Annotated in this window: 13 protein-coding genes; 9 read left to right on the forward strand and 4 right to left on the reverse strand. The window is 58.4% G+C overall.

All coding sequences use genetic code 11. The annotated features are described in order from the left end of the window. Positions 1–12 precede the first annotated feature (12 nt). Both BMX80_RS14175 and BMX80_RS14180 read left to right on the forward strand, forming a co-directional pair. Positions 13–1,164, forward strand: a complete 1,152-nt coding sequence (locus BMX80_RS14175) for a carbon-nitrogen hydrolase family protein (RefSeq protein WP_235821650.1) — start codon at positions 13–15, stop codon at positions 1,162–1,164. Next, complete coding sequence (locus BMX80_RS14180) at positions 1,155–2,195, forward strand: AraC family transcriptional regulator (protein ID WP_074869693.1); 1,041 nt, start codon at positions 1,155–1,157, stop codon at positions 2,193–2,195. The genes BMX80_RS14175 and BMX80_RS14180 overlap by 10 nt, the downstream gene beginning before the upstream one ends. Before the next feature lie 144 nt (positions 2,196–2,339). Here BMX80_RS14180 and BMX80_RS14185 read toward each other — a convergent pair whose 3' ends face one another. Both BMX80_RS14185 and BMX80_RS14190 read right to left on the reverse strand, forming a co-directional pair. Continuing rightward, on the reverse strand, positions 2,340–3,152 hold the full coding sequence (locus BMX80_RS14185) for an SDR family oxidoreductase (RefSeq protein ID WP_074869696.1): 813 nt from the start codon (positions 3,150–3,152) through the stop codon (positions 2,340–2,342). Positions 3,153–3,266: 114 nt separating this feature from the next. Then, complete coding sequence (locus tag BMX80_RS14190) at positions 3,267–3,881, reverse strand: tRNA-uridine aminocarboxypropyltransferase (protein ID WP_074869698.1); 615 nt, start codon at positions 3,879–3,881, stop codon at positions 3,267–3,269. Positions 3,882–3,979: 98 nt separating this feature from the next. On the opposite strand from BMX80_RS14190, the gene BMX80_RS14195 reads away from it, so the two are divergent. Both BMX80_RS14195 and BMX80_RS14200 read left to right on the forward strand, forming a co-directional pair. After that, complete coding sequence (locus tag BMX80_RS14195) at positions 3,980–6,058, forward strand: TonB-dependent receptor family protein (protein WP_074869700.1); 2,079 nt, start codon at positions 3,980–3,982, stop codon at positions 6,056–6,058. After that, positions 6,055–7,494 carry a PepSY domain-containing protein gene (locus tag BMX80_RS14200; protein WP_074869702.1) on the forward strand — a complete coding sequence of 480 codons (1,440 nt, stop codon included), beginning with the start codon at positions 6,055–6,057 and terminating at the stop codon, positions 7,492–7,494. The genes BMX80_RS14195 and BMX80_RS14200 overlap by 4 nt, the downstream gene beginning before the upstream one ends. On the opposite strand, the gene BMX80_RS17710 is transcribed toward BMX80_RS14200, so the two are convergent. After that, positions 7,462–7,659 carry a hypothetical protein gene (locus BMX80_RS17710; RefSeq protein ID WP_139214149.1) on the reverse strand — a complete coding sequence of 66 codons (198 nt, stop codon included), beginning with the start codon at positions 7,657–7,659 and terminating at the stop codon, positions 7,462–7,464. The genes BMX80_RS14200 and BMX80_RS17710 overlap by 33 nt on opposite strands. Here BMX80_RS17710 and lexA point away from each other — a divergent pair. Next, on the forward strand, positions 7,658–8,266 hold the full coding sequence (gene lexA / locus BMX80_RS14205; RefSeq protein ID WP_074869705.1) for a transcriptional repressor LexA: 609 nt from the start codon (positions 7,658–7,660) through the stop codon (positions 8,264–8,266). The two genes, BMX80_RS17710 and lexA, sit on opposite strands and share 2 nt — an antisense overlap. Before the next feature lie 16 nt (positions 8,267–8,282). After that, a complete protein-coding gene (sulA, locus tag BMX80_RS14210) occupies positions 8,283–8,720 on the forward strand; it encodes an SOS-induced cell division inhibitor SulA (protein ID WP_074869707.1) in 438 nt (145 codons plus the stop codon). A 106-nt stretch (positions 8,721–8,826) separates the two neighbouring features. Here sulA and icd read toward each other — a convergent pair whose 3' ends face one another. After that, positions 8,827–10,083, reverse strand: a complete 1,257-nt coding sequence (icd, locus tag BMX80_RS14215) for an NADP-dependent isocitrate dehydrogenase (RefSeq protein ID WP_071872400.1) — start codon at positions 10,081–10,083, stop codon at positions 8,827–8,829. 271 nt (positions 10,084–10,354) lie between these two features. Here icd and BMX80_RS14220 point away from each other — a divergent pair, with 271 nt between their 5' ends. The 3 genes from BMX80_RS14220 to hflD are packed head-to-tail and all read left to right on the forward strand — an operon-like array spanning position 10,355 to position 12,620. Further along, entirely contained in the window at positions 10,355–10,825 is a 471-nt protein-coding gene (locus BMX80_RS14220) for an NUDIX hydrolase (RefSeq protein WP_074869710.1), read from the forward strand. 47 nt (positions 10,826–10,872) lie between these two features. Next, the gene (mnmA, locus tag BMX80_RS14225; RefSeq protein WP_074869713.1) at positions 10,873–11,991 is read left to right on the forward strand and encodes a tRNA 2-thiouridine(34) synthase MnmA; all 1,119 of its coding nucleotides are present in this window, start codon (positions 10,873–10,875) and stop codon (positions 11,989–11,991) included. Beyond that, on the forward strand, positions 11,988–12,620 hold the full coding sequence (gene hflD / locus BMX80_RS14230; protein WP_074869716.1) for a high frequency lysogenization protein HflD: 633 nt from the start codon (positions 11,988–11,990) through the stop codon (positions 12,618–12,620). The genes mnmA and hflD overlap by 4 nt, the downstream gene beginning before the upstream one ends. Positions 12,621–12,624 lie beyond the last annotated feature (4 nt).

Here is a 12,624-nt window from a genome sequence, read left to right on the forward strand (position 1 = left end):
CTGGAACCTGCCGTGTTTAACCGCCTAGTGCACCGTTCGCTGCGTCGTTTGGCCTTACCGGGCTTGATTGGCGCCAGCCTGATCGCTTTTTTATTCGCCTGGACGCAGATCCGCCCGGTCGAACTGTTTTTGTCCGATTTACGTGCCGAAGTGGCGCTCAATGTGGGCAACGATGCCGGGCGCGGCAACCTGCTCGGCATTGAGCCGCGCCTCTACCCCGGCGATTACCAAAGTGCTGGGCGCTTGTACTTAAAGCTGCAGGGGCATCTGCGTGAGGCCCGTGAGCAAGGCCTGCTGAATGCCAAAACCATCGTGGTGTTCCCCGAGCACATCGGCACTTGGCTGGTGGCGGCTAACGCCAAACCACATGTGTACTCCGCCGATACCTTGCTAGAAGCCACCCACTGGCTGATTGCCAGCCGCCCGTTCGACTACTTGAGTGCCCTGCTCAGTAGCGAAGCCCGTGAGGACTACAAAGCCGCCGTGTTCAAAATGCACGCCGACTACATGGCCGAGAACTACCAGCAAGTGTTTGGCTCGCTGGCCAGTGAATTTGGCGTGACGATCGTCGCCGGCTCGATTCTGCTGCCGACCCCCAGCCTAGTAGACGGCCAACTGCTGCCGGGCACCGGCCCGCTGTATAACGTCAGCCTGACCTTCGACCGCGACGGCCGTCCGCTGGGCTTGCCGCAGCGCAAAGTGTTCCCCATCAAGTCGGAACTAGCCTTTACCGAGCCCGGGCAAACTAGCCAGCTTGGCGTACTACAGAGCCCCGCCGGACGCTTAGGCGTATTGCTCGGCGCCGATAGCCTGCAAGAAAGCAGCTATGCGCCGCTGGCCCTGGCCAGCAGTCAGCTGCTCGTGGTACCGGCGTTTTTGCGCGGCGCAGGCCAATGGCAAGCCCTGTGGGAGGGCCTCGATGGCTCGCTACCTGGTGACGACATGCCAGAACCCGGCGAACTAACCGAAGAGCAAGCCTGGCACCAACTGGCACTCGGCGGGCAAATTGGTAAAAGTGGCGCCATCGCCGGCATGACGGTGTTTTCGCGCGGCAAACTGTGGGACTTAGACACCGACGGGCGTAGCTTTATCGCCCTGCCCGGACAAACCCCGCAAGGCATTCACGACAGCGACGTCGCGCAGCTGCTTAATCTATGGCTGTAAATCGCTTTGCTGTTCGCCTAGGGGATTTGTCCGTTGGTTTTATCCATAACCTGCTGGACACCGTGAATAGCTTGGGCCACGACACCCGCGAACTGCGCGAGCGCTTTGCCCTCACCCCACAGCGTTTAAGTGAAGCCGATGGGCGCTTGTCGATTCCGCGCTACATGCGCTTGGGCCACGCCTGCATAGAGCTGACCGGGCGCGCTGATATTGGTCTGCTGGCCGGTGCCCGGCATAACGCCACGCACTTAGGCCTAGCCGGCATTCTGGCCCGTAGCGCGCCGACCTTGCGTGAGGCGCTGCGCTGCATCACCGAATTTGAAAGCCTGTACGCACAGAACTACCGCGGCCAGTCGAGCTTTCACGAAGACGCCAGCGGCGCATGGCTGCGCTTCTACTCGATCAGCCCGTACAACGACTACAACCGCTTCGTGGTGGACTCGGTACTGGCCGGCTGGGCGACCCAGCTCAGCCAGCTGGCCGGCAGCCAGCCTTGTCTTGAGCAAGTACAGATCGAGTTTGCCGCACCGAGCTATCACGCCGCTTACAGCGCACACTTCAAGGCGCCGGTGGAGTTTTCCAGTGAGCGCAATCAACTGCGCTTAAGCAAAAGCTGCCTTGATATGGCCCTGCCCGAGCACTGCCCCAGCACCTGGAGCAAACTCAAGCAGCTGGCCGAGCGCGAGCGCGAGCAACGCACCCATACGCGCACCCTGCGGGAAAAAGTCATTCAGCAAATTGGCCCGCTGTTATTGGGCCATGAACCGGACATTGAAGACATCGCCGCGCGCTTAGGCCTGCCGAGCTGGACGCTACGCCGCAAACTCACCGACGAAGGCAGCGGCTTTCGCCAATTACTCAACGAAACCCGCCACGACCTCGCCACCACCTATGTGCGTGACACTGACCTAAGCTTTGGCGAAATCGCCTATTTGCTCGGCTTTGCCTCGGCCGGTGCGTTTCAGCGTGCCTTTAAACGCTGGAGCGGTAGTACACCGGGTGACTACCGCCGCCAGCAACGGCGCGGCTAAGAGGCGATGATTTAATGCCTGCACGGCTTAATCACTGCGTTGTGCGGTGCTCGCAAGCTCACCTACCACACGGTATGCCTCGCTTCCTGCGCTCCGTACGCCTTGTGCTTAAGCCGTCCGCCGATTAAATCAGATTATTGGCGATTACTGGCTGGTTGCCTTAGACAGCATCTTTTCCGTCATGGTGGTCATTTCTTTGTACAGCGCCTCAGGCTGCTGGCGCTTGAGCTGCCAAGCCATGCGGCCTTGCTCGTGCGGCAGAATCATAAATTCGCCGTTGGCCACCTGCTCATAAACGTAATTGGCAATGTCTTCGGCACTGATCGGCGAGCCGGCCAGCAGCTTGGCTACTTCACCTTTCATGGCCGGGGTTGGGCCACGGAACGAATCGAGCAGATTGGTCTGGAAGAACGACGGGCACACCACGTGCACATCCACCCCCATGGGCTTGAGCTCAATCAGCAGGCTTTCCGACAAGGCCACCACACCGGCTTTGGCCACATTGTAGTTACTCATCGCCGGGCCCTGCATCAGCGCTGCCATTGAGGCAATGTTGATGATCTTGCCGCGGCTTTTTAGCAGCATCGGCAAGAAGGCCTTACAACCTTTGACCACGCCCATCAGGTTGATCGACAGCTGCCAATCCCAATCGTCCAACGACAGCTGAGTAAAGAAACCGCCCGAGGCCACACCAGCGTTATTGATGATCACATCAATGCCGCCCAATTGCGCTTCACAGGCTTCGGCCAAGGCGCTCAGCTGGCTGTAATCACGCACATCACAACGGCGGGTAAAACCACTACCGCCCGCGGCTTTGACCATGCTTAATGTCTCTGCCAAACCGGCATCGTTAACATCGCTCAGCGCCAGTTGTGCGCCTTCCTTGGCCCAGCGCAGTGCCATTTCGCGGCCTAAGCCAGAGCCTGCGCCGGTAATCATTACCCGTTGTGCGGTCATAAGGGTTTTCCTTGTGGTTGTAGATTGCAGCCAGTGTAGGCAATCCCACGGCAAACCCCAGCTGCATCAGATTGGCGAATAGTCACGCCAAGCCAGCATCCATAAAGCCAATAACTAAGCGTCTAAATGCGCGTTACGTGCGGCAAAATCGGCCTGATAACGCTTGCTACCCATGGCGCTTATCTGCTGCTCGATTAACGCTTCAAACGGTGCTAATAACGACTGAAAACTACGCCCTTCTAACTGCTCTAAGGCGTAGGTGATGGCCTCGATGGTCGATAGCGCCTCCGCCGTCGGCACTTTGCGCAGCCGGTAGCGCGAGGGCGGCGGCGAAGCAAAACTTAATCGCGGCAAGGCAGCCAAACAGGGATTGCAGTGCAGCAGGCGCTTGGCCTTGCGCCAACTGCCATCCAACACAATCAAGCGCTGCCGTTGCCCGGCCTCACTCGCCACGCCCTGCTCCACTAACTGGGCGCTGGCAGCGGGAAACAACAGCCAATTCTGCCAACCGGGTTCGGCCAGCAGCGCGGGCAGCTGAGCAAACACTTCCCCATCCATCAAGCGGCACTGCTTAAGGCCCAACACGGCTAAGCGTGCAGTATTCAGCGCATGTTTGGCCTCACTGCTGTGGCGCAAAATCAGCACCTGCCAACGCGACTCTAAGCGTGGCAGGTAGGCACACAAACACTGTACTTCGGGGCGCAGACACTGCGCGCAGTTAATTCGCATAGCCATTCCTGATGCGACCTTGTGTCGCATTCACGCTTTGGGCCGCTGTCTCTAGAGTGCGTGCATTCTGCCACGTGATAAGAAAAGGATGCCCACGCATGCACCCTCGCCTGCCTAAGTTTCGCCTGCACCCACTCGCCTTGGCCTTGTTGCTGCTGCCCGGCGCCGCGTTAGCCGGCCACCCTGACGACGAATTTGCCGATAACAGCGCCAAACCGCTGCTGATTAAAAACGGCAAATACCAAGTCGACCCAACCCGTCCGAGCAAGAACGCCGTGCGCGCCAAACAGGCGCACATTCCCGGCGGCGCCACCTTAGTGGATGCCGAGCGCACCTACAAACAAGGCCGCGCCAGCACCCTGCAAGACAGCTTAGGCATGGCCACCGGGGTGTTTGTCCAGCCGCGCTTTGGCTCAGAAGAATCGCGCCTGTCGATTCGTGGCTCGGGCATTCAACGCACCTTTCACCAGCGCGGCATCTTGTTGATGCAAGACGGTGTGCCCATCAACTTGGCCGATGGCAGTGGCGACTTCCAAGCCATCGAGCCGCTCGCGTTGGATCACATTCAGGTCTATCGCGGTGCCAATGCGTGGCAATACGGCGCAGCCAACTTGGGCGGTGCGATTAACTTCGTCACCCCCAGTGTGCACGATATGGCGCCGTTGGACTTGCGCGCTGAGGGCGGCAGCTTTGGCTATCGCCGTTTGTTTGCCGCAGGCGGGCATGATTTTGGCGCGGCCGACGGCACGTTCAGCGTGTCGGATTACCGCCAAGACGGCTTTCGCGATCACAGCAAACAAGAAAACCAGCGCTACTTCGCCAACTTAGGCGGACGCATTAACGAGCGCGTCAGCACGCGGTTTTACTTCAGCAATATCAATAGCAATTCCGACTTGCCCGGCAACTTAACCAAAAGCCAACTGCGCGCCGACGCCAGCCAAGCTGCTGCCGGCAATATCACCGGCGATCAACAGCGCAACCTCACGCTCAACCGTATCGGCAACCTCACCACGTTGAGCCTTAACGACGAGCACAGCCTTGAGCTGGCGAGTTTCTACTCCGACAAGTACCTCGACCACCCGATTTTTCAGGTGCTCGACATTCACAACGAAGACTACGGCCTGCGCTTAACCCATCACTACCGCAGCCACGACGGCTGGCGCTTGGCCACAGGCATCGAGCACAGCCACGGCCGCGCGTGGGATTCCCGCTACGTCAACGTGGCCGGCAATAAAGGCCGCAAAGTCAACGAGCTACACAACACCGCGCGCAACAGCAATGTCTTCAGCGAGCTGGAAATCCCCCTAGCCGAACGCTGGGCTGCTATCGTGGGCGGTGCTTGGCTGCACAGCGATCGGCAAATTGACGATCGCCTCCAGTGCAACGCTTTTGTCAGCAGCTTTTGCTTAAAGCAAGACGAGTCCGTTGAGCAAAGCTACACCGGCCGCGTGGGGCGTTTAGGTCTGCGCCACGACTACGCGCCGGGCATTCAGTTCTACGGCAACCTCAGTCAAAGTCACGAGCCGCCGACGTTAAGCGAAATGGCCGGCGCACAAGTCATCAATAAAAACGCTGCGCAAACCGCCAACACCCTAGAGCTGGGCCTGCGCTGGAAATACGACACGCTGGACTTAGACTTGGCCGTGTACCGCAGCGAGATTCGTGACGAGCTGCTGGCTTTAAACGATGCCAACGGCAACGCTCTAGGCACCATCAACGCCGACCGTACTTTGCACCAAGGTGTCGAGTTTGGCGGCAGCTGGACGCTCGATCAGTTCGTGGTGCGCGGCCAATACCTGCTCAACGACTTCCGTTTCGATAACGATAACGTCTATGGTGACAATCGCTTAGGCGGCATTCCTAAGCAATTTGTTAAAGGTGAAGTACTCTGGCAGCAGAACGGCTGGTACGCCGGCCCCACGCTAGAATGGGTGCCCGGTCACTACAATGTCGACCACGCCGAAACCCTGTATGCCAAAGGCTATGCCATCTGGGGCGCCAAGTTGGGTTATCGCCAGCCACACGGCTTTGGCTTCTTTGTTGAAGGCCGCAACTTAAGCGATAAAACCTACATCGCCACCACCGGCGTGGTGGCCGATGCCAAAGGCCAAGACCAAGCGCAATTCCTGCCCGGCGATGGCCGTGCGGTATTTGCCGGCGTGGAGTGGCGCCTGTGACCGCCGCCTTACCCAGTACCCTCACCAGCACGCGTAGCCGCTGGCTGCGCGTGCTGCTCACTTGGCACCGCCGCTTGGCCGTGGCGGCCTGTATTGCCGTGCTGGCATGGAGCATCAGCGGCTTATTACACCCGCTAATGGGCGCGTTACAGCCTAAGCCTGCGGTGTTTACCCCGCCGAGCACCGCCATCAGCCTGCAACAGCCGCTACTGGCGCCTGCCCAGCTTGCGCTTAACGGCACTGAGCCCATTACCGCGCTGCGCTTGCTCAGCCTTAATCAGCGGCCCTACTATCAAGTGCGCAGTGCCAATCACGCGCGCTACTTCGATGCCCTCACAGGCCAAGAGCACGATCTACTGGCTAAGCATGCCGAGCAGCTCGCCCAGCACTATCTCGCCAGCCAAGAGCCGCTGAAATACGTCGGCCAGCAAAGCCGCTTTGATAACGAATATGTGTTTATCAACCGCTTACTACCGGTGGCGCGCGTCGACACCGCGCGTAGCGACGGCCTGCGGGTGTATGTAGATGTGTTTAACGACCGCCTCGCCAGCCTAATCGACACGCCGAAAGCCCTCTACAGCCAAGCCTTTAAGCTGCTGCATAACTTTGCTCCACTGAATGGCTTAGGGCTAGTGCGTGAGCTAATCATGGGCCTGTTACTGCTCAGCTGCCTGTGCGCCACGGCGCTGGGTTTAGGGCTGTTTTTTACTCGTCGCGCCGTTGCTCGCCATGCCCGCCAAGGGCACCGCCGTTGGCATGCGTGGTGCGGCTTAGGCATTGCTTTATCCACCCTCGCCTTTGCCAGCACCGGCCTGTGGCACCTAGTGCACAAAAAAGCCGGCACGCCACTGCCAGCCCAGTATGTGATGCAGCTCGATTGGCAACACGCCCAGCCCCCCAGCCAAACATGGCTACTGCCCAGCGAGCAGCTGTTAAGCGCAGCGCTGCTAGAGGCCGGCGGCCAGCACGCATGGGCGCTACGCGTGCAAAGTTCACAAGGCATCAGCACGCGTTGGCATGCGTTGGATGGCCGCCCGTTGCCTGAGCACACTGGCGCTAACTTGGGTGCGTTGTGGGCGCAGCACTACGCCAAAGCCCTAGGCCTCAAGGCTGCAATCAAGCAAGACTGGCAAACCCAGTTCAGCCATGAGTACGGCTTTATCTTCAAACGCCTACCGGTGTGGGCGAGCAGCTATGGCGATACCCGCAGCACCACGCTGTATATCGACCCTAGCGACGCCACGCTAGCGGCACGCATTCAAGGCGCCGATCGCTTCGAGGGCTTTGCCTTCGCCTACCTGCACAAAGCGCAGTGGCTAGAAGTGTTCGGCAAGCTCGGCAAAGACATCTTGTTAAGCCTCTTCGCCTTAGCCAATGCGCTGTTGGCCGCCAGCGGCCTCTGGTTATTCGCGCAACGGCAGCGGCGCAAAGCCTAATTCCAACCGCACCTGTTTGGGACGGCCCTGCGCAAACATCTCGTTTAGCAGGGCTTTTTTATTGCATATCAATAGGTTAACCAACACAGTAAAAGTAGCGCTTGCAGAGGCAAAAACACTGGATATAATCCCAATTACTGTATAAACAAACAGAGGAATATCCATGATCAAGCTGACGCCCCGCCAAGCGGAAATCCTTGGCTTCATTCGTCGCTGCGTGGAAGACAACGGCTACCCACCTACCCGTGCGGAAATCGCCCAAGAACTGGGCTTTCGTTCGCCCAACGCCGCTGAAGAACACTTAAAAGCGCTGGCGAAAAAAGGCGCGATTGAGATGATTCCCGGCGCCTCACGCGGCATTCGTCTGTGCGATGACCACCCCGCTGCCAACGACGATGGCTTGCCGGTGATTGGCCGCGTCGCCGCTGGCAGCCCCATTCTGGCTGAACAGCATGTGGATGATCACTGCAAGATTCCGCCAGAGTTCTTTAACCCGCGTGCCGATTATCTGCTGCGGGTACGCGGCGAAAGCATGAAAGACATCGGTATTTTGGATGGCGATTTGCTCGCCGTGCATATCACCCGCGAGGCCCGCAACGGCCAAGTGGTGGTGGCGCGTATCGGTGAAGAAGTCACCGTGAAACGCTTCCATCGCCAAGGCAACAAGGTCACTTTGTTTGCCGAAAACGCTGAGTTCGCGCCGATTGAGGTGGATTTAGCCAACGACGAATTTGTTATCGAAGGTTTAAGTGTCGGCGTTATTCGCCACTGATCGTGAGGGCTCACAGATGCAGTACGCGCTTTCCTCAGCTACCCCGCAAACCCACTCGGCACAGCTGGGTCTGTTTCAAGCAGACGCCACCAGCGCGGAAAACCGCTTAAACGAGTTGAGCTTAAGTGGCAGCAGCAGTCTTAGCCTGCACTTACTCACGCCAATGTTGCGTGAATTAAGCGCCGAGCAAGGTGATCGCTGGCTGACGCTGATTGCACCACCCAAAGCACTGAACCGTCAGTGGCTACGACAAAGCGGGGTAAACCGTGAGCGCATTCTGATGCTGGTGCCCAAAGCTGGGCAAAGCGCCCTGCAACTGGCCGAACAAGCGCTGCGCCTTGGGCATAGCCATACCGTCGTGAGTTTTGCTGACCTAAACAGCCAGGCCCGCGAACGTTTAGTGAATGCTGCCACGCAAGGGCAAAGCCAAGCACTGAACGTTGTGCTGCGCTAAAACCATGTAGCTATCCAGCCATGCGCTGGGTAGCCACACAAAAAATCTGGTAATAAAACAACAAACCCCGGCACTTGGCCGAGGTTTGTTGTTAAGCGCGAGGCTCTTACATGTTGGCGATCATAGCGTCGCCAAACTCGGAGCAAGACAGCAGCTTAGCGCCATCCATCAAACGCTCGAAGTCATAGGTCACGGTCTTGGCAGCAATCGCGCCTTCCATGCCCTTGACGATCAGGTCGGCGGCTTCAGTCCAACCCATGTGGCGCAGCATCATTTCCGCAGACAGGATCAGCGAACCGGGGTTCACTTTGTCCTGACCGGCGTACTTCGGTGCAGTACCGTGAGTCGCCTCGAACATAGCCACGCTGTCAGACAGGTTGGCGCCCGGTGCAATACCGATACCGCCTACTTGTGCAGCCAGTGCGTCAGACACGTAGTCGCCGTTCAGGTTCAGGGTCGCGATCACATCGTACTCATCCGGACGCAGCAGGATTTGCTGCAGGAAGGCGTCGGCGATGGAGTCTTTCACCACGATGTCGCGGCCAGTTTTCGGGTTCTTGAACGAGCACCACGGGCCGTTGTCGATCAGCTGTGCGCCGAACTCTTTCTGCGCCAAGCCGTAGCCCCAATCACGGAAGCCACCTTCGGTGAACTTCATGATGTTGCCCTTGTGGACCAAGGTCACAGAGTCGCGGTCGTTGTCGATCGCGTACTGAATGGCCTTGCGCACCAGACGCTCAGTACCTTCGCGGGAAACCGGCTTCACGCCGATACCGGAAGTTTCCGGGAAGCGAATCTTGTTCACGCCCATTTCAGTGCGCAGGAACTCGATTACTTTGCGCGCCGAATCGGTCTCGGCCTGGAATTCGATACCGCAGTAGATGTCTTCAGTGTTCTCACGGAAGATCACCATGTCGGTCTTCTCCGGCGCCTTCAGCGGGCTCGGAGTACCGGCGTAATAACGCACCGGACGCAGACATACGTACAGGTCAAGTTCCTGACGCAGCGCTACGTTCAGCGAGCGAATGCCACCGCCAACCGGGGTGGTCATCGGGCCTTTGATCGACACCACGAAGTCGCGTACGGCTTCGAGGGTTTCGGCCGGCAGCCAAGTGTCTGGAGTGTATTCACGGGTAGCTTTTTCGCCGGCGTAGACTTCCATCCAAGCGATTTTCTTGCTGCCGCCGTAGGCTTTCTCTACTGAGGCATCAACAACTTTCTGCATTACCGGGGTGATATCAACGCCGATGCCATCGCCTTCGATGAAAGGAATGATCGGGTTGTTCGGTACGTTCAGGGACTGGTCGGCATTGACGGTGATTTTGTCGCCGTCCGCCGGCACCACAATCTTCTGGTATCCCATGCTGGACTCCGTTGCTTAGGGTGACTAGCGCCGTACTGGGTCACAGATACAGCGCCGTTGAAATTGTTTTGCTTGCTCGGGAAGCGGCCTATTTTTGTAGTTTTCTTACAAAAAGTCACGCACCTTAGGCACTTAGCGCATCGAACTTTAGCCGCAAGCTAAGATCGTAATGACCTCGCTAAGTTCCACAGACCGCTACAATGACCGCCGCCGCTGTGTGTCGGCAAAGCCTAGCAGGCGTTTACCCGATCTGCCTTGAAAGGATGTTGCTATGCGTTTCACGCCCCATGTCACTGTCGCAACGGTTGTTGAACATAACGGCCGTTTCTTACTGGTTGAAGAAATCGCCAGCGGCCGCCAGGTGCTCAATCAACCGGCCGGCCATTTGGATGCCGATGAAACCCTGCTAGAAGCCGCCCTGCGTGAAACCCTTGAGGAAACCGGCTGGCAGGTTGAGTTAACCGGCGTAGTCGGCATTTACCTGTACACCGCGCCGGCTAATGGCGTGACCTATCAGCGCGTGTGCTTTGCCGCCAAGGCAATCCGCGAGGTGCCCGACGCGGTGCTGGACGACGGCATTCTCGGCCCACGCTGGCTAACCCGTGACGAGCTACTAGCCTGCCGTGAACAATGGCGCAGCCATTTGCTGCTGGAATGCATTGACGACTACCTTGCCGGCCATCGCTACCCATTAAGCCTGGTGCGCCCAGTCAGCCACGCAGAAAGCGCTGCGCCAGCCTAAGTGTATTCGTAGTACAATCGCGCGCTTTTACAGATTCCCGACACACCATGCCTGATCCAGCCAATACCCGCGTCATCGTCGGCATGTCCGGCGGCGTAGATTCCTCAGTTTCTGCCTTGCTGCTCCAGCAACAGGGCTATCAGGTCGAAGGCCTGTTTATGAAAAACTGGGACGAAGACGACGGCACCGACTACTGCACCGCCAAAGAAGACTTGGCCGATGCGCAAGCCGTTGCTGACAAGCTGGGCATGAAGCTGCACACCGCCAACTTTGCCGCTGAATACTGGGACAACGTGTTTGAGCACTTTCTGGCTGAATACAAAGCCGGTCGCACGCCGAACCCGGACATCCTGTGTAACCGCGAGATCAAGTTCAAAGCCTTTCTCGATTATGCCTTAAGTCTTGGCGCCGACCTGATCGCCACCGGCCACTATGTGCGCCGCCGGGATAGCCAAGGCCAATCGCTGCTGCTTAAAGGTTTGGATGGCAACAAGGACCAAAGCTACTTTCTGCATGCGGTAGGCGGCGAGCAAATCGGCAAAACCTTGTTCCCCGTGGGCGAGCTGGAAAAACCCAAAGTGCGCCGCATTGCCGAAGAGCACGGTCTGGCCACGGCGAAAAAGAAAGACTCCACCGGTATTTGCTTTATCGGCGAACGCCGTTTCAGTGACTTCTTAAAGCAGTACCTGCCCGCTCAGCCCGGCAAAATCGAAACTGTTGATGGCGAAGAAATCGGCCAGCATCACGGCTTGATGTACCACACTATCGGTCAGCGTCAGGGCTTGGGGATCGGCGGCATGAAAGACGCCAGTGACGAGCCTTGGTATGTGCTCGCTAAAGACCTAGCGCGCAACGTGCTGATTGTCGGCCAAGGCAACGATCATCCTTGGCTGTTTAGCGGCACCCTGCACGCCAGCGACATCTACTGGGTCAACCCCATCGACTTATCCAGCCCGCGCCGCTTAACCGCCAAAGTGCGTTATCGGCAGAGCGACCAAGCCTGTGTGCTGGAAAAAACCGCTGACGGCTATCGCGTCACTTTCGAGCAACCGCAGCGCGCGGTTACGCCGGGGCAATCCGTGGTGTTTTACGACGGCGAGGTGTGCTTAGGCGGCGGTGTAATTGAGCAAGCCGAACCCGCTGACGCGGGGATTCAGCGCCCATGAATCGCTACGAACAACAAGTGCTGGCCTTGGTTGGCGTGTTCACCGCCACCAGCCTGGTGGATAAGCTCGCGCGCACCGGCACCATTGCCGAAACCCCGCTGAGCTGCATGCTCAATAGCCTGCTGGAGCGTAACCCCGCCGACACCGGCGCGGTGTACGGCAATGACTTCACCGCGCTGCGTGATGGTATGCGCGCACTGGCCTCAGCACTGGAGCGCGACCCCAACGCCCTGCAGCGTCAGCCGCTGCGTTACTCGCTCAACCTGCTGCAACTGGAGCGCATGCTCGCCAAACGCGACGACATGCTGGAAGTCATGGGCCGGCGCCTTGAGCAAATCGAGAAACAAGTCGGCCACTTTGGCTTGGTCAACGACAACGTGATCGCCGCCTGCGCCAGCCTCTATCAAGACACCCTAAGCACCTTCAGCCTGCGCATTCAGGTGCAAGGTGATATGCGCCACCTGCAAGTCGCGCAAAACGCCGACAAGGTACGCGCCCTGCTGCTGTGCGGCATTCGTTCGGCACGCTTGTGGCATCAAGTGGGTGGCCGCCGCTGGCACTTAGTGTTCTACCGCGCCAAGCTGCTGAAAACCCTCTACAGCCTGATGCGCCACACGCAGCCGGAATAACCCC

It is taken from the genome of Atopomonas hussainii (genome assembly GCF_900109735.1).
Classification (GTDB): Bacteria; Pseudomonadota; Gammaproteobacteria; order Pseudomonadales; family Pseudomonadaceae; genus Atopomonas; species Atopomonas hussainii.